Here is a 16,895-nt window from a genome sequence, read left to right on the forward strand (position 1 = left end):
TTAGCTAGAACGCAGCGCTTGGTCGAGATCTTCGATCAAATCTTGCGGATCTTCAAGCCCTACTGAGATGCGAATCAGACCATCCGTGATCCCTGCCTGTTGTCGCGCTGCAGCATCGTAGCTGGCGTGGGACATGGAGGCCGGTTGCTCAATCAGTGACTCCGCTGCACCGAGGCTTACCGCCAAGTGGAAGAGTTGTGTCGACTTGACAATCTGCTTGGTGGTTTCAAAGTCACCGATGGCCTCAAAGGTAATCATTCCTCCAAAGCCGCCGTCAAGCAACTGTTGGGCGCGCAAGTGGTCTGGGTGGGAGGGCAGGCCTGGGTAAAGAACGGAACGGACCATTGGATGTTTTTCGAGGTATTCAGCAATTTGAAGAGCCGAGCGGCTCGACTCGCGGACTCGCAGGTCTAGCGTCTTGATTCCCCGCGCGAGCAGGAAGGACTCAAAGGGAGAGAGGACAGCGCCCGTGGCATTCTGAATGTAATACAGTCGTTGGAGCAGTTCCGGTGACTGGACGGCCAACACTCCCGCCAAGCAGTCGCTATGGCCGCCTAGGTACTTGGTGCCCGAATGCATGACGATGTCGACGCCCAGTTCTAGTGGCCGGAGTAGCACCGGGGTGGCAAAGGTGTTATCGACTCCGACCAGCAGTTGGTGCTGATGTGCGATCTGGGTGATCGTCGGCAGGTCGGGGATGGACATGCAGGGATTTCCAATGCTCTCCAACCACAGCATTTTGGTGTTGGGACGCACCTCTCTGGAGATCGCCTGGGGGTCTTGAAGATCGACGAGAGTAACTTCGATGTTGGATGCTTTGCAAATCTTGTGGAACAAGCGGTAGCTGCCGCCATAGATGTCCATTCCAGCCAGGAGGTGGTCTCCTGCGGAGAGTAGCATCGTGGCGCAATGCGTGGCGGCCATACCTGAAGCAAAGGCGAGTGCACCACAGCCCCCTTCCAGGGATGCTAGAGTTTCTTGCACAGCGGATCGAGTAGGGTTGCCACTGCGCGAGTAGTCGAACGCGCCCCACTCCCCTGCCCCAGGTTGGACGAATGTCGTCGCCGGATGGATGGGTTGCACGACCGCTCCGGTTTGAGGGTCGGGGGCATTGCCGACGTGGATGGCGCGGGTGCGAAATTTCATCTCTCTAGAGCCTGTTGAAGGTCGTCGATTAAGTCTTGAGTGTTTTCAATGCCGCAAGCCAAGCGAATCATATTATCGGGAATGCCAAACTTCTTGCGGTTCTCCGGTGTTTGCTGGAAGTAGCTCATCACGAGCGGTTGTTCGATCAACGATTCCACACCACCTAGGCTTGGCCCAATACGGGCAAGCTTAACGCGATCCACGATGCTCGCCGTCTCACGCCAGTCGGCATCTTTGACGAGGAACGTAATCAGACCGCCGAAACCCTGCATTGTTTGCTTGGCAATTGCATGGGTGGGATGACTCGGAAGACCGGGGTAGTAGACGCGGTCGATTCGTGGGTGTTCTTCCAGAAACTCTGCAATGGCTTGGCCGTTTTCGTTGTGCCGTTGCATGCGAAGGGCAAAGGTTTTTAGCCCACGTTGGAGCAAGTACATGTTGTGCGGTGAGTTGATGCCGCCCATGATGCCGCGCAGATTGCGGACCGACTCCAGCTGTTCCTTGGAGCCACTAATGACGCCAGCCAGCAGGTCGTTGTGGCCCCCCAAGTATTTGGTGGCGGAGTGCAGGACGTAGTCGACTCCGAATTGAAGTGGTCGTACGTTGAAGGGAGTTGCCAGCGTGGCGTCGATCAGCGTTTCAACCTCACAGGATTTTCCAAGTGCAACGAACTGTTCCATATCGATGCAGGTTAGGTGCGGGTTGGTGGGAGATTCACTGACGAGCAGCTTGGTGCGCTCGTTGATGGCAGCTTCCATGGCTGCGTAATCCCCAGTTGGCACTTGGTGTGTCACTACTCCAAAACGTGATAGATGTTTAAAGCAGAATTCGCGGCTGCGGTGGTAGCACTGGTCAAAGAAGACAATCTCATCACCCGCACTCAGCTTGGCCATCAATAGCCCTACCATGGCAGACATGCCACTTGAGTAAATGACGGCATCTTCCGCACCGTCGAGGGCGGCTAACTTGCGTTCAACGACGCGTTCGTTCGGGTTGCCATAGCGACCGTACTCTTCGCGCTGCTCATTGTTTTCAATGAAGCGAATAATGGTATCGGTGTCTTCAAAGGTATAGGTTGAAGCGCACACGATCGAGTCGGTGATGGCATCCGATGGTTTGCAGCGTGCTTCTCCACCATGCACGCTGATGGTGGAGCTACCGGCGTGTTGCTCAAGCTTCGTGATTTTGCTCGCGAGCGGCGCGGCTGGACTGGCAGGGATGGTCGTAGAGTTGGAAGGCTTGGGGGTGGTGTTGGCCATAATTACGTAACCATTCTCCAGTCGCGACTAGGCATAAAAAAACCGCAGCATTCAGTTTGGGTGAGGGCTGCGGATTGCGTTGCGTCTTGTTCTGGAGAGGCTTATGGGGCCACATGCCTCAGGCATGTTCAAAGCATCTCGTTTGGCTCTTTAGCAGTTTAGGCTGCAAGCGGCCGCAAATCCCTCGTTAGGTTAGGATCCATGTTAGCTGTTGGAAAGCGAGGGAGCAAGGTTTCACGAAGTTCTATTTGGGTGAATCCCAGGGAAAGCGATAGGAAACGTGGTTTATCTCTCCTGGGTTGCCCAATCGCTTTAGGTTTTCAGGCCGGTCGATTCACTGCCTATTTTTGATTGGGGTCCACTATGGCTGCCGGCTGATTCTGCCCCGCGGCATTCAGCTGGTAGTTTCGGATGGGGCCGCCCCCTACATAAACCAACGCTCCGGTCTGGGGGCGATTGCTCGACTCGGCGGTTCGATTCCATGGGATTGCATAGGCTGCAAAGGTCCCATTGGTGGAATCGGTAACGTAAACCAGCGATGCACCAGGACGGGCACCGCCCGATGTAGCTTTAGTGACGGCTTGTCCGGTAACCATCATGTACTTGGAATTCTTGCCACCTCCCCCAAGGTTTCCGGTTACATTGGTAGCGAAGTGTGCGCCGAAGGTACCGCTTCGAGGGTAGTACACGAGGCATTGCAAATCGCCTGTAATGAAGTCTAAAAAGAAGACTCCTTCGGCATCTTCGCTGACGGCTCCCGTTGCCATGGCCATCGTGTCGCTCGAGGATGAGGCGGATGCCAGCAGTGGTGGAAGCGGTGTTACGGGCGTTTTCTGCCCATACCAAACGCCCGCTAGAAGCGCCACGCAGCTACATAGACTCGTCATTACAATCCTACCAATCCCACTCGCGAATCCACCAAATTGACGGGGTGGTGTCTCGGATTGAGACGAAGCGTCGTACTTGGGCATGGTAAAAAGTCCTTGGTTTGAAGGTATTTGAACATCGTCACCGATTCTCAAGTATACCTTGTGTTCGACCTCGGAGTCACCGGCATATTTGCCTGTTTTCAGGGAGGCAGCCGTGCCAGAGAGGCAATTTCAACCATTGGAGAGCAGCCCACATCATGAATAGCCGCATCGGTTTGGGGACTTGGGGATTGGGGGTGGTGTGCCTAGTGCTCGCCTTGCTGCAGCGATCCGTTGGGCAGGAGATTGAGCCAGCCCTAGTGCCGTCCGTTGCAGAGATCGCAGGGAAGTTGGCCGAGACAGAAGCGCGGTTGGCGAGGCTCAATTTTGTGGTGGACACTCGCCACACCGCCCGCTCGATGCAGCGGGGGGGAGCGGAGGAGGAGCCGGAAGCGAGGATTTTCATCGGTGGGCAAGTTGCCGGACCGCTGGTGCGAATTGTTTCCGATGTGCACTGGGAATTGCGCCGCGATGGCAGTCGTCGTTGCTTTTCCATCAGCGGTTCGCAAGCTGTCACCGAGGTTGTGGGTGAGCACTCGGCGCCGGAGTTTGTGTTTTTCTCCGTTTATGATCAACGACGTAAACGCGGTCGCTCGATCGCGAACTGGTTGAGGGAGCGTAGCGACCTGGTGCAAAAGGACTCTTCGGAAAACTATTTTAACTCCAACGGCTACCTGCAGCCGGATCGAATGCTGTGCGGCTATGGAGATAGTCGATACAGTGAATTGGTTTCGCAACGCAAGGCTCGAATCGTTGATCCGCAGGCTTGGGAACCGGGATCGGTAATCGTGCTCGAAACGGAACCGCGAATTGCGTCCAATCGCTCTTCGTTTTACCACCAGCTATTTGTCGATACGCAGCGATGGATTGTGATTCGCCTCAAGGCCTTTGGGAAGCTCGGTGATCGGCATCCCCCAGGCCTTGTGTCCCAGTGGGTTTTTAAGGACTTCCAGCGCGATGTGGCGCATGACGTTTGGTTGCCCCGCTATGCACACCATTGGGAATTTGCCTTTTCCACTGAACGGCAAGGAGCGTGTCGCTCTCGCGAGCACATCCAGTTTGTCCATTGGTCACTCGATGAAGAGCTTGAGGACGAGCGGTTCTCCATCGATTTTGACATGCGAGAGGTGCCAGTTCCCGAGCACTGAGTTTTGTGGAGGCGCTGTTCGCGCGAGTTCTAAGGGGGGAAAGTGCGGTGGCCCCTCCTGCGCCTGCTCCCTATTTTGAAAGCCGGTCGAGCGCATTGCGCGTGATGCGTACCACTGCTGGATCGTTCCCGGCTAGGCCGTGTGCCCAATCGGTGCTCCCGCAAGTTACGACGGTACCACCCCGTGTGTAAGTGCCCAGGACCGATGCGCCAATACGGTCGGCCGGAAAGCGATCGTACCACAGGCTGTCTCCAGGAGCCCAGCGAGCTGGACACGTTCCCAGGATCGTGAAGCCTTCCGGTGTGCCATCGCGGTGCGTGGGGAACGGCAAGCCATCGCGCCATTCCATTTCGCAACCATCGCACTCGTATCCTACGATCGTGTCGTTGCCACCGAAGGATTGCCCTCGCTCGAGCCGTGTTCCCTCGAGCAGCCAGTGGTCAGGGCGATGGACCGTGTAAGCGCCAGGACCGTCCATGAACTGCCCATGGCTGCGTTGGTAGCCTCCCCACAAGAACCCAACTCCAGTTAGCGAGTTTTCAGGACGGTCTACCAGATGGTGGCTCCAAGCAGTGCTGAGTAGGGCGTGATCGCCAGTGCGGTAGAGCGGGTCCATGTTGTAGGATTGTTTCCAGGAAGTGAGTGCCCGACCTTGGTCCTCGCTTCGAACTTGCCAACAGCAGGTGTTGCCACTGAAGAACGCAACGTTTCCTCCCCCTGCAATGTAGGCTTCTAGATGGTCGCGCATCGGGGCGGACCAGTATTCATCATGGCCGACACTGAGGATCAACTGGTAGTTTTCCAAGATCTCCGGATGGAATTCTAAGTCGCTATTGGCCGCATAGTCAAGGTTGTATCCATTCGCTTCGGCCCACTGCACGAAGGGCAGTTCCCACTTGCCAAACTGAGAGTGAATAGGACGATCGAACGAGACGCGATGCCCTTGGATTCCATCGCGGTCATGGTAGCCATACAGACTATGGCCGCCCCAATTGGTGTAAGCATTGTAGGTGTTGGTGGAGAGCTGCAACAAGATCTTGGACTGACTAGCAGACGGTGCTGCACGGACAATGAAGAATAGGCTGCCCGCTGCGGCCGCTTGATCGGGTTGTCGGCCATGAAGAGAGACCTCGTAGTAGCCGCTCTTCCAGTCTTGGGCAACCGTCAGGCGATGCGTGATGGTCCAATTGCAACCGTCGGACGACGCGCGATCGGGGATCGGCTGTGGACTGCAAGGAATGGCTGAGTGCCGGTACACTTCCTCGCGTTTGGCTCCCACGCGTTCCACAACCAAATCCACCTGTGGGCAACTCGATGAAAGTCGCAATTCCACCTCTTCTCCCGGGGCATAGCTCACCTGATTGGCGTAGCCTACGAGAAACGGGCTGGTGGGTTGGAGTTGCTCGGCTCGACAGTTCGAGGCTGGGAAAACTGAAAGCAGGCTTGTCAGCCCCAGGGAGGCCGTGAGCAGGAGGGTACATCGAGCGGTAGTGAAGGCAGGTTGTGGCATAGCAGTCGTCAGCGATTGGAAGGGCGGGAGGTGAAAGCCTGAGCGGCGGGGCTGAATGCAGTGCTTTATTGTAGAGTCTCGCGTGTGCGCGTGGGGAAATGAGTGCTCAAGTGTTGGGGATGGCCGTCACGGCCGAATCCATGTTTGGCAGCCCTGCAGACTTGGGCTATTGCTCAGGGGCGAGGTTGGCGAGTTGCTTGGCCAAGATTCCGACCTTTTTGCTACGGGACGGGCAACGAGGATTTGGACCAGCCGGAGGTGCAATAGCTGCTGACGGGGAGGTTGTAGAATGAAACGAGACCGCGTACAAAAGCCGCTCACCGTGAATATCTTGCGGATGAATCGATGCTGTTGCGCGATTGCCGTATGCCTCGTAACCTGCTTAGTAGCAATCACTTAGCGTTTTACCGAGCCTCCTCTGGACCGTTCCAGTACAAGCTGCCACTCGTATTTTACCTCGCCCCATTTCCGTCGAGCCGAACCTGCCATGTTAGAAAAATCACAACCGACAAGTGCAGCCATCGAATCCAAACGACGAACTCGCAAGTTCTGGTCACGATTAACAATTCTGGTGCGTCGCGTGCACCTCTACGCAGGCTTGTTCCTCCTGCCCTGGGTTTTCATGTACGGTGTGACTGGAGCGATGTACAACCATCAGACGCTCTTTCCGGAAGGGGATGTGCATACGATCTCATCCGACGTCGTAGCGAAGTTGCCGATTGCCGGTATCGCTGCGCCCGATGAGATTGCGCGCCAGGTGGTGGAAGCTTTGCAGGCGGCCGCGCCCGACGATTCGGTCGAGCTGGACACGTCGCACGCTGCGGAATTCACCAGCGACATTATCTTCGAAGTTCCCGCTGACGGCGATCGCCACGTGGTGCACATGGACCCGGTCGGAAAGGGCTCTTGGGTGGCCACGTATCCCAAGAACCCCGAGACACCTGTCGCTCTATTGAAGGATGTCCGCAACCTAAAACTCGCCGAAGATCCCTATGTTGCGGCCCGGAAGTCGGTGGCGGATATCTTAGGGGCAGCGGGCATTGAAGCAGAGTCTGCGCCGAAGTCGGTGGGGTGGTCCAAGTTGAATTTCTTAGCCAACGTCAATGGCGAGCAGGCCAAGGTAACCTACGTGCTGCGCGATGGTCATGTGGATGTCACGCGCTACGCTGGGGAAGATGGCATGACGCTCCGCGCGTTCCTGTTGCGTCTCCACACCTCTCATGGCACCACGCCTCATTGGAATGGACGCATGTTCTGGTCCCTGATCGTCGACATTATGGCCATCGCCATGGTGTCTTGGGGAGTGACTGGTTTGATCATGTGGTGGACCATTAAACGCACTCGCCGCGTGGGGAGTGTCGTCATGCTCTTGAGTGTGGCGACAGCGGCAGCGTTCTTTTTCGCGATGGAGCACTTTTACGCCACCACCACGCTCTAGCGCCTCTAGCAAAAAAGGGGGGTAGAGGCTGAGGGGAAGCCTGGGTTGCTGGGCAGGTGAGGGTCAGGCGATCACTTCTTGGATGGGAGAGACATGTTCTACCCCAACGAGCTTTTGATCGAGTCCACTGTAGAAGTAGCTCAGGTGATTGGGGTCGAGCCCCAATTGCTGCAGGATGGTGGCATGCAAACGCTTGACATGCATGGGTTTTTCCACGGCTGTCGAGCCTAGTTCGTCGGTGGCTCCCACAGTGACTCCGCCCTTGATGCCGCCGCCGGCCATCCACATGGTGAATCCAAAGGAATTGTGATCGCGGCCAGACCCTTCGGCGTACTCGGCGGTCGGCTGTCTGCCGAATTCGCCCCCCCATACGACCAGCGTGGAATCCAGCAGGCCTCGACGCTTCAAGTCCTGCAGGAGCGCTGCAACGGGTTGATCAGTGGCGCCGGCATGCTTGTTGTGATTTTTCTCGAGATCTCCGTGTGCGTCCCAGTTGTCATCGTTGTGGGCGCCACCACTGTAGAGTTGGACACACCGTACGCCACGTTCGACCAAGCGGCGCGCGATAATGCAGCGACGACCAAAATCCTCAGTCTTGGGATTGTTGACCCCGTAGAGTTCGAGTGTTTCGGTATCTTCGGTACTCATGTCGACTGCCTCGGGCGCATGTTCTTGCATCTTGTAGGCAAGTTCGTAACTGGAGATCCGAGCAGCGAGTGCATCATTTTCTCGTTGGTGCTGGGCGTGTCGGCCATTGATGGCAGCAATGGAGTCCAGCATTTCACGCTGCACATCACGGGTAGTCCCCTCAGGGACTTGGAGGTCGAGGATTGGATTGCCTTTACTGCGCAAGACAGTTCCTTGGTAGGTCGCAGGCATATAGCCACTGGACCAATTCTTCGCGCCACTGATGGGGCCGCCGGTGGGGTCGAGCATCACGACAAAGCCGGGAAGGTTTTCGTTGACGGATCCGAGGCCGTAATTGACCCATGATCCGAGCGCAGGGGCACCGCTGAGGATCTTGCCGGAGTTCATCATCAGCATGGCAGACCCGTGGATGGGAGAGTCCGCGGTCATCGAGCTCAGGAACGCGATGTCATCGACGTGCTGCGCCACGTTGGGGAACAGGTCGCTCACCCATTTGCCACATTCGCCGTACTGTTTGAATTTCCAACGTGGTTCGACGATGCGTCCGCCATCGCGGTGTCCACCACGTCCAAAGGTGGACACGTTGACCGTCTTGCCATCCATGCCGATCATGTTCGGCTTGTAGTCGAAGGTATCGATGTGGCTCGGTCCGCCGTACATGAACAGGAAGATGATGCTCTTGGCTTTGGGCGCGAAATGCGGCGGCTTGGCGGCGAGCGGATTGCTGCTCGGAGAAGCTGCGGCAGCAGTCGAACTAAAAAAACCGTCGCGTCCCAGCATCGAACTAAGGGCGACCGAACCGAATCCAGCTCCAGTTTGCCACAGAAATTCGCGTCGTACTCGGCCGCAGAATGAACCTTTGGGTGCTTGTTTCATCTGTCATACTCCCAGACTGGCTAAACTTAGTCGAGATAAAAGAATTCATTGAGATTGAGGGTGACGAGGCACATGGCGTGTCGCGCGGCGTGATCGTCTAATTCGTATTGGGTTTTCAAGCGAGCAACTAAGTCCAGCAATTCGGCTACATCGATTTCCTGCGCCGGCTTGCTGAGCGCCAGTTCCAGGCACCGTTTCGCTTGCTGTCGGAGGTCGTTGCCCACTTCGGCTTCGACGCGTTTCAGAAAATACTCGGCTTGTTGCTGCATCCAGTCGCTGTTGAGCATGGAGAGGGCTTGCCCGGGTTGCGTCGTTAGAAAGCGGGCTTCGCAACTAATATCGGTCTCTGGGAAATCGAAAGCGGACAGCATTGGGACCGGTAGCGAGCGTTTGACATGCACGTAAATACTTCGCCGGCTTTGCTCTGCGGCGCTGGATTGCCCCCAGCCCTTACCGGGCTGCGACTGGCTTGCCAGCACCTCCGCAGATAGTTCTGGATACATGCTTTCCCCGAATCGCACTGCGTTCAATTGTCCGGTAACGGTGAGCACCGAATCGCGGATTTGTTCCGCACTTAAGCGGCGCAAGTTTTGGTGGCAGAATAAATCATTGCCTGGGTCTTGAGCCTCAAGTTCGTCGGTGGGTTGGGTTCGCAGGCGATAGGTGCTCGATTGCAGGATCATGCGATGAATGTTCTTCAGCTGCCAGTTGTTGCGGATGAGTTCCGTGGCAAGAAAATCGAGCAGCTCGGGGTGTGTCGGTGGATCTCCCATGAGACCAAAATTGTTGGGTGAACGGACGATGCCACGTCCGAAGTAATGAAGCCAAATCCGATTAACGATCACGCGAGCGGTCATCCAGTTGTCGTCGGAAGCGATCCAATCGGCCAGCACGCGTCGCCGGCCAGCAGATTTGGCATCGGCAGGAGGTTCTGGGATTTGAGGGGCGCCGCCACCGATAAGCTTGGGAAAGGTCAGGTCGACGGGGTCGCCAGGAGCATGGGGGCTACCGCGGAGTTGTACGAAGGTTTGTTCGGGATGAGCATTCAGCACGGCCAGCCCCAAAACCGTTTCCCGAGGTGGGAGGTTCTGAAGTTGCTTCCCTATTTCACGGACTTCCTGCTTGAGCGACTGGTACGTATCCCAGGTCTCCGCGTCCACGAATTGCTGCATGCGTTCCTTGAGCACCTGGCGACGACCAGCTCCCTCGGTGGCGCGTTGTTCGGTAGCGGTCATCTTCTGAATCGCAGCTTGCTCAATTTTTCGCGTTTCTTGTTCCATAGTGCGTTTGCGAGATTCGAGTACATCGTATTGCTCGCCGACGTCCGCGTTGATGTCGATCTGATTGTTCGTCGTTAGGTCGCCTCGCTCCGCATACTCGGTCACGTCGCGCATGAAAGCGACCATGCTGTAGTAGTCTTTTTGCAGCAAGGGGTCAATCTTGTGGTCATGGCAGCGCGCGCAGTTGAGCGTAAGACCGAGGAAGCCTTGGCTAGTGGTGGCCACGAGGTCATCGTATCCATCAAACTTGGCTTGCAATGGATCTGCCGGTTCGTCATCCCAGATTCCCAGGCGATAGTAGCCAGTAGCGGTAAGTGAGTCGGGGGTGACTTCATCCAGTTCATCACCGGCGAGTTGTTCACGCACGAAACGGTCATAGGGTTTGTCGCTGTTCATGGCGCGGATGACGTAATCGCGATACTTCCATGCGTTGGGCTTGATGCCGTCTCGCTCGTAACTGTTGGTTTCAGCAAAGCGGACGACGTCGAGCCAGTTGCGCGCCCAACGTTCTCCGAAGGCGGGATCGGCCAGCAGCTGGTCCACTAGCTGGGTGTATTTCTGATCGCTCCAGTCGTGACTCCAGGCTGCTACCTGTTCGGGAGTCGGAGGAAGTCCCGTAATGTCGATGTAGGTTCGGCGGACCAAGGATTGCGCACTCGCTTCCGCTACTGGGGCCAGTCCCGCTTGCTCGATCTTGGACAAAATGAAGTTGTCGAGTGGTTGTCGTGACCAAGCAGGGGTGGATACCTCGGGAACCGGTGGTCGTGAAATGGGTTGAAAGGCCCAGTGGAGTTTGTACTCCGCGCCGGAGTCGATCCAGGCCGCCAACGCCGCGACTTCCGTTTCCGTCAACGGTTTCCCTTCCGGCGGCATGCGCTCGGATTCGTCCTCGGTTGTAATGCGGCGAATCAGCTCACTCTGGCTCGCCTTACCTGGCGTAAGGGGTGGCAGACCGCTGTCGGCTTCCGCAATGAGGCTGGTGCGATCGTCAAAGCGAATGCTGCCCTCCTGTAGGTCGGGACCGTGGCAGGCATAGCACCGGCGCGCTAGGACCATCTGGATGTCTTTGGCAAAGTCGATATCTGCCGCTCCAGCCAGCGGATTGACCAGTGACACCGAGCAGAGTCCCGTCAGAGCCGCTAGCAGTACATTGGGGAGCCATCCTAAGCCTGGGAATAGCGTCTGCTTTGCCATTGGAACAATTCCTAGCCGGAGATTTGTGGGGGGAGGAGTGAGGAGTTGGCGGGAGACGAGCCCGTGCATCTGCGGTTGAGAACCACAGGTTGTGCGCACTGAGCGAAGGGATCCATACAGTCTATCTTAGACGATACGATGCGTTTGTCATTACGCTTCTGGAGCGGGGGCAGCCGGAAACACACCTTGATGCTCGCCTGCTGCTAGCTAGCCCTGCGTACCCAGCAGGATCCCCAATGTGGCGTAAATGCGTCAAAATTGCCCCGCGAGCGTGAGACATGCTGATTCTGCCTGGGGAATAAGGTAACATGCGATCTTACGCCTTAAGTAGCTTGTAGGAGCGTTTGGCCGCCTTTAGTGGCGGTGTGCTTGCAAGCTAGCGGTTTCGCAGCGTGCGGTACCAGCTTCGTGCGTATCCCCCCTTTGAGTTCTGGATCAGGAGATCAGCCATGCTACGAAACGCGCCCAAACGTGCATTCACTCTCGTTGAGTTATTGGTCGTTATTGCGATCATCGGTATTTTGGTGGGGTTACTGTTACCCGCGGTGCAGTCTGCCCGCGAAGCGGCTCGGCGGATGCAGTGCAGCAACCATCTCAAGCAGTGGGCGCTCGCGTTTCATAATCACCACGATGCCTTCAAGGCCTTCCCCAAGGGGTCGTCCAATGGTGCGGCCCTCCGGCAGACTTGGGTCATGTATCTTTGGCCCTATGTGGAACAAACGAGTCTGTACAACATGACCGACCTTAAGTCTCATTTTTACGTGGAGCCAAATACGATTCCCTTCACCTTGGACGGGCCAACCGGGAAGCATGTCTCCATTTATTTATGTCCGAGCGACAGTGGCACGATCGACCAGAATGATCCGGGTAGTCGATACCAACGGACGCGCGGCAACTACGTGGTCAATTGGGGAAACAGCTGGTATGGGCAGAATCCTCAGCCGGCAGCATCCGCCCCCTTTTCGCATAACAATGGCAACCGCAGTATGCCCAACAAAACCACTTTTGGCAGCATTTCGGATGGGACATCCAATACGCTGCTAATGAGTGAATATCTGATCGCTAAGAGTTCGGCGGACAATGACTGGCGCGGAGACATTCACAACGATGATGGTGTTTTTCGATTCCATACATTGATGACACCGAACACCTCGGCGCCGGACATTATTCGCAACGGGTGGTTTCAAACGCCCAACGACCCACAAATGCCAGCTGCTGCTGGGACGGAGCAGCAAAACGCGGCGCGCAGCCGGCACACAGGAGGTGTAACTACAGCCTATTGTGATGGTTCAATTCACTTTACTAGCAACAGTATCTCGCTAGTGGTGTGGCAAGCCATGGGGACGATGGATGGTGGCGAAGCTGTCGAACTCCCGGAATAGTCTCCCACGTTACCCACAAAACCGCTTCCTGTTCAATCCTCTCGTGAGTTGTTTCATGCTACGTTTTTTATTCTTAGTCCTCTCTATTCTCACCGTTCCGACGCTGCTCGGCTGCGGCGACTCTTCGGGGTTGGTAAAAGTCAGTGGGACCGTTTCCGTGGACGGAAAACTATCGGACAAGGGAGGGATTACTTTTATTCCTGTCGATGGTCAGTCGCCGACCGCGGGGGCCGAGATCATCGACGGAAAATACACTTCGATGGTGCCCTTGGGGGAATCCAAAGTGCAGATCCGTATCCCGAAGGTTGTCGGGACGCGGAAGCTGTACAACACGCCAGACAGTCCAGAGCAGGAAATTCTCGAGGAGGTGCTGCCACCGAAGTACAACAACCAGACGGAGTTGATTTTGGTCGTGGAGGGAGGGTCGATGCAAAAAGACTGGGACCTGCCCTCTGAATAACCCTGTTTTTACTTGAGTTGCGCCAGCTACGGTTTAATTAGGATTTCCGCGTATCCGACCTCCCACCCCTGTGGGCTGGATAAGAAGAGTCTTAGGCCGTAGCGGCCACGGGGGAGGTCGTCTGGAACTCGCATTGTTACGCTAAAGGGCACCGTGGCGGGAGCGGTATTCCCGTCAGGGTGCGTTGAGATGTTCGTGAGGACGATTTGGCTGGAGGTTGGACGGCTGGTGAGAGGGGACGCTGGGGGAGCGAGGTTCACCGATCGCTTTAGAATGACGCTATCGTTGGACGATTGGTAGCGTTGTTGCATCCCTGCCCGGCCTGCAATTGTGATTGGGTCGGTTGCAAGGTGTTCGAGATCGGGGCGGTGTTGGCCTCGCCGATGGATCAGTTCTACCGACAATTGGCCAGCAAGTGTTGCATGACCGGTGACTTCAAACTCCTCACCCGCGGAGGCTTGGGTGGGGGCGTCCACGCTGAGTTCGCTGGGCTGAGGGAGTCGCAGCAGTGGATCCCCGAGCAGGTTCATTTGCCAGGCGTGTTCGGCTCTCTCGGCAGCCAAGTCATAGTCGGCAGGACTGAGCGCTTGAGCGATGGCAGCGACCATGTCGAGCTGGGAGGGAGGGGGATCTGTCGTAGCATTCCCTTCCTTGCTGGCGGCTTGCAATGAACATTGCTTTGCGTGGAGGATAGCCAGGCCGAGCGTTTCAGTGGGAAGGTCGAAGTACTCGGTCAGCAGTCCGTCGGAGAGCATTGCCAAGCCGTAGGGGCCGGCGACTCGCGATGCGGCCAAGGCAGCAATTGGGCCATTATCGCTGAGTATTAGGCGTTCGGCCAACGAGTCTTCCTGTGCATCGAAAGCACCGGTGTAGCAAGCTAGGAACACGGCGATCGGTGCGCGCGTGCCAGCCTGGAACTTGCCGACCTGGTCCTCCGTGAGGATGGGGATTTGCCGCTCTTCCACCCGCAGGTAATCGAGTTGGGTGACGGCACCATGTCCAATATAGACCCACAGCATGCCACCTTGGTTGATGCGGTTAATCAGCGTAGAGCTGAACAGTTCAGGATCGGGGCAGTAGTTGCTTTGAGCGCTCGCGTGCGTCATCGATACATTCGACCAGCCTGGAATGCGCTGAGCCAGGAACTGTCGCGTGGTCATTTCAATGACCGAATCGGCCAGGGCACCAAACCCACCGACTCCAGCGACCATATGGACATCCCGCCTCCAGCTGGTGGAGTCCTGCTGCGTTTCAAAGGCCACGATACGATCTAGGACTCGTTGCAGTTCTGCTGGGCTATTGGCTGGGATGCGGCCGACTGCCAATTCTGGGATGCCATCGTTGTCGAGGTCACCGAACGGGTTGTCGGAGGCTAGCATATGCTCGCCACCAAATTGCACCATTGCGGTGCTCGTGTAGTAAAAGGTGCCGATGTGGATGGTCGGGTCGTTGCCAACGTCGCCCACAATCAAAACATGTTTGAGCTCATCGGCCTGTCCAGCTTCCGCTTGCTGGCGCGCGATGTTGACGATGGCGGCTCGGATTGCGTCTTTGCCCATTCGGCCATCGAGTTCGAGCAGGGTGTGCCCCTGGGATTCTCGGTGTTGTTTCCAGTTTGCCATAGCGCCCTCCCACTCCGCAGGTCGCACCACGACGACATCTGCAGGTTGTGCGTGGGGGGCTAGGCATGCGACTAGGCACAAGCTGGCTAGGTGCAGGTTAAATAAGCGTCGCGGTCGGTAGGACCCGGTATTTCGCCACATGATTGATTCATCCTTGTCGCCAGTAGACGCAGTTGTTGGATTTCGCGTGTTCGATTTTTTGGCTATCGTTCATCCCTGGGGTGATTTGAGTGTTTGCTAGCGAAGTGGAAGCGCGCACTCACCGTGCAAGCCTACCTCAAAAAGGTATCGGCGGTGAAGATCGTATTAGGGGGGAGTTTAGCTGCAACCTCTTTAGCGTCTTGTGCCCAGCTGGGATGGATCTCGACTCGAATTCCATCTTCAACCACAGCACCCGCAGACTCCAGCCACTTTCGGTGTTGGGCTAGGATGGCCGTTTGGGACGTCGCTGGTGTATCAACCTCAGCGCCATTGGCATTTTTGACCGGTGCAAAGACGTCGGCAGCCAGTCCTTCGACCACGATGGCCCCGCTGGCGAGAGGCAATAGGTCGAATACGAAGCGTTCAAATTTGATCGCATTGGGTTGTTTGGGGGCGACGCATTTGCCCTCGAGCGTGACATGGCCGACCGTCTTGTGGGCGCGATGGAAGGGGAGGCCAGAATCGCTTTGAACGACCTGCTCCAGGAACTCACGGCTCAGGACATGGATTGCGATGTTGCCCGCCCACAGCCGCAGCGAGCCGTCGGGTTGGATCTGCTGGGCGGCCGCGGCAGGTAAATCGCTGTATTCGATAATCTGAACTTTGCCATCGACTTGGACGACATTGCCCACTTTTTCCTCGGCAAACCGTTTGGTGACGACTTGAGTGGTCATCTCGCTGCCGGCGAGCAGGTGGTAGCCGAGCAACTCGGGGGCGCAGACCTGAGCGAGTGGGTTGTCGACTTGGGCATAGTAAAAATGTTCGATGCCAACGCGTTGGGCTTCTTTCAGGCAGCCGTTCTTTTCGAGCGCTTCAACGAGTCCCCCGTGGCCATCAGGGCTGAGGGCAATCTTATCGGGCTCAGCCATTAGGATCTGACCGGATTGACCGTCCACCGCCGGCATGGTTCCTTGGCAAAAAATGTGTAGCTCGTCGGCCTCCAAGCCACAGTTGTTGTGCTGTGCGAAATAGTCTCGTGTTTCTGCGTCGGTGGCTGGGCTGGTCATGATGAAGAGATGGATCGGTACGCCGTATTTCTGCATGCATGCGAGCAGGCGGTCGCAGTGCATTTGGAAGAGCGTGCGGCCGCTGACCGGGCCAATGGGGAACATGCCTTTGGGTTGATCGAATCCGAGCCGCGTCCCCTGCCCTCCAGCGACCAGAATCATTCCGACTTTTCCGTCACGCAGGGCCGCTTCACCTGCTTCCTGTGCAGCCGAGGGAGAGAATTCGGGGTGCGGTGTGCCCAGCCTTACCGCCGTCGGTGGCTCGGCGCGGGCGGCCAAGGCGGACCAATCGGTGTGGGTGTCCGCGCCGGCGGTCAATCGCGCCAGTTGCCCGAAATCGATCTGCTCTAGCTGGTTTTCCAAGGCGGCTCGTGACGGTCCGGCCAATTGCTCCAGAAAGTTGACTAAATGAGCTTGGCGATGCTGTTGGAGAGTCTCTTTGATGCTCATGGCCGTGGGTCGCGTGTGAGGGATTGAGGATGGGGGAGCCGTGGGGCACCGAAAAGGATCATGAGGAATACCTGTTCTAGATGAATCCCAAGCGAAGAGGGGAATTCTCCACCGGGAGTATCCACCTATTTCCCCAAATATAGCGGGATTGCGAGTCTAGGACGACAGCAGCTGGATGGACCGCAATTATCGTAAGTGCTACCCTTCGTGGCCTGCCTGGGGTAGGATAAACGCTATCTAACTACACGGAATTCGCGGGGGCCATTGAACCCCCAGCTCCTGTTTCTTTTTCGTACTTCCAAAATA

General features: G+C 56.6%; 12 protein-coding genes. 4 read left to right on the forward strand and 8 right to left on the reverse strand.

Annotated elements, in window-relative coordinates:
• The 3 genes from Q31a_RS00970 to Q31a_RS00980 all read right to left on the reverse strand — a co-directional run bounded on the left by Q31a_RS00970 (position 1) and on the right by Q31a_RS00980 (position 3,376).
• On the reverse strand, positions 1-1,146 hold the full coding sequence (locus tag Q31a_RS00970; RefSeq protein ID WP_145072691.1) for a trans-sulfuration enzyme family protein: 1,146 nt from the start codon (positions 1,144-1,146) through the stop codon (positions 1-3).
• On the reverse strand, positions 1,143-2,405 hold the full coding sequence (locus Q31a_RS00975) for a trans-sulfuration enzyme family protein (protein ID WP_145072693.1): 1,263 nt from the start codon (positions 2,403-2,405) through the stop codon (positions 1,143-1,145). The genes Q31a_RS00970 and Q31a_RS00975 overlap by 4 nt, the downstream gene beginning before the upstream one ends.
• Before the next feature lie 341 nt (positions 2,406-2,746).
• Positions 2,747-3,376 (reverse strand): hypothetical protein, encoded by a 630-nt coding sequence (locus Q31a_RS00980; RefSeq protein WP_145072695.1) that lies wholly within the window; start codon positions 3,374-3,376, stop codon positions 2,747-2,749.
• Between the two features lie 155 nt (positions 3,377-3,531).
• Here Q31a_RS00980 and Q31a_RS00985 point away from each other — a divergent pair, with 155 nt between their 5' ends.
• Entirely contained in the window at positions 3,532-4,521 is a 990-nt protein-coding gene (locus Q31a_RS00985; RefSeq protein WP_145072698.1) for a hypothetical protein, read from the forward strand.
• Positions 4,522-4,591: 70 nt separating this feature from the next.
• Here Q31a_RS00985 and Q31a_RS00990 read toward each other — a convergent pair whose 3' ends face one another.
• Positions 4,592-6,031 (reverse strand): N,N-dimethylformamidase beta subunit family domain-containing protein, encoded by a 1,440-nt coding sequence (locus tag Q31a_RS00990; protein WP_197355993.1) that lies wholly within the window; start codon positions 6,029-6,031, stop codon positions 4,592-4,594.
• 487 nt (positions 6,032-6,518) lie between these two features.
• Between Q31a_RS00990 and Q31a_RS00995 the strand changes: the two genes are divergently transcribed.
• On the forward strand, positions 6,519-7,469 hold the full coding sequence (locus tag Q31a_RS00995; protein WP_145072700.1) for a PepSY domain-containing protein: 951 nt from the start codon (positions 6,519-6,521) through the stop codon (positions 7,467-7,469).
• 63 nt (positions 7,470-7,532) lie between these two features.
• On the opposite strand, the gene Q31a_RS01000 is transcribed toward Q31a_RS00995, so the two are convergent.
• Positions 7,533-8,993, reverse strand: coding sequence for a DUF1501 domain-containing protein (locus Q31a_RS01000; RefSeq protein WP_145072702.1), 1,461 nt, complete (start codon positions 8,991-8,993; stop codon positions 7,533-7,535).
• A gap of 26 nt (positions 8,994-9,019) precedes the next feature.
• A complete protein-coding gene (locus tag Q31a_RS01005) occupies positions 9,020-11,467 on the reverse strand; it encodes a PSD1 and planctomycete cytochrome C domain-containing protein (protein ID WP_145072704.1) in 2,448 nt (815 codons plus the stop codon).
• 449 nt (positions 11,468-11,916) lie between these two features.
• Here Q31a_RS01005 and Q31a_RS01010 point away from each other — a divergent pair, with 449 nt between their 5' ends.
• Positions 11,917-12,849, forward strand: a complete 933-nt coding sequence (locus Q31a_RS01010) for a DUF1559 domain-containing protein (RefSeq protein ID WP_145072706.1) — start codon at positions 11,917-11,919, stop codon at positions 12,847-12,849.
• A 55-nt stretch (positions 12,850-12,904) separates the two neighbouring features.
• A complete protein-coding gene (locus tag Q31a_RS01015; RefSeq protein WP_145072708.1) occupies positions 12,905-13,309 on the forward strand; it encodes a hypothetical protein in 405 nt (134 codons plus the stop codon).
• Between the two features lie 26 nt (positions 13,310-13,335).
• On the opposite strand, the gene Q31a_RS01020 is transcribed toward Q31a_RS01015, so the two are convergent.
• Both Q31a_RS01020 and Q31a_RS01025 read right to left on the reverse strand, forming a co-directional pair.
• Positions 13,336-15,072, reverse strand: coding sequence for a C25 family cysteine peptidase (locus Q31a_RS01020; RefSeq protein WP_145072710.1), 1,737 nt, complete (start codon positions 15,070-15,072; stop codon positions 13,336-13,338).
• A 131-nt stretch (positions 15,073-15,203) separates the two neighbouring features.
• Positions 15,204-16,589 carry a UTP--glucose-1-phosphate uridylyltransferase gene (locus tag Q31a_RS01025; protein ID WP_145072712.1) on the reverse strand — a complete coding sequence of 462 codons (1,386 nt, stop codon included), beginning with the start codon at positions 16,587-16,589 and terminating at the stop codon, positions 15,204-15,206.
• Positions 16,590-16,895 lie beyond the last annotated feature (306 nt).

This window comes from Aureliella helgolandensis, assembly GCF_007752135.1.
In the GTDB taxonomy this organism is placed as follows: domain Bacteria; phylum Planctomycetota; class Planctomycetia; order Pirellulales; family Pirellulaceae; genus Aureliella; species Aureliella helgolandensis.

Excerpts from the sequence above, each read along its gene's own strand:
- Q31a_RS00975 (WP_145072693.1), bottom strand. The coding sequence starts at position 2,405 with ATGGCCAACACCACCCCCAAGCCTTCCAACTCTACGACCATCCCTGCC.
- Q31a_RS00985 (WP_145072698.1), top strand. The coding sequence starts at position 3,532 with ATGAATAGCCGCATCGGTTTGGGGACTTGGGGATTGGGGGTGGTGTGC.
- Q31a_RS01005 (WP_145072704.1), bottom strand. The coding sequence starts at position 11,467 with ATGGCAAAGCAGACGCTATTCCCAGGCTTAGGATGGCTCCCCAATGTA.
- Q31a_RS00995 (WP_145072700.1), top strand. The coding sequence starts at position 6,519 with ATGTTAGAAAAATCACAACCGACAAGTGCAGCCATCGAATCCAAACGA.
- Q31a_RS00990 (WP_197355993.1), bottom strand. The coding sequence starts at position 6,031 with ATGCCACAACCTGCCTTCACTACCGCTCGATGTACCCTCCTGCTCACG.
- Q31a_RS01015 (WP_145072708.1), top strand. The coding sequence starts at position 12,905 with ATGCTACGTTTTTTATTCTTAGTCCTCTCTATTCTCACCGTTCCGACG.
- Q31a_RS00980 (WP_145072695.1), bottom strand. The coding sequence starts at position 3,376 with ATGCCCAAGTACGACGCTTCGTCTCAATCCGAGACACCACCCCGTCAA.
- Q31a_RS00970 (WP_145072691.1), bottom strand. The coding sequence starts at position 1,146 with ATGAAATTTCGCACCCGCGCCATCCACGTCGGCAATGCCCCCGACCCT.
- Q31a_RS01025 (WP_145072712.1), bottom strand. The coding sequence starts at position 16,589 with ATGAGCATCAAAGAGACTCTCCAACAGCATCGCCAAGCTCATTTAGTC.
- Q31a_RS01010 (WP_145072706.1), top strand. The coding sequence starts at position 11,917 with ATGCTACGAAACGCGCCCAAACGTGCATTCACTCTCGTTGAGTTATTG.
- Q31a_RS01020 (WP_145072710.1), bottom strand. The coding sequence starts at position 15,072 with ATGTGGCGAAATACCGGGTCCTACCGACCGCGACGCTTATTTAACCTG.
- Q31a_RS01000 (WP_145072702.1), bottom strand. The coding sequence starts at position 8,993 with ATGAAACAAGCACCCAAAGGTTCATTCTGCGGCCGAGTACGACGCGAA.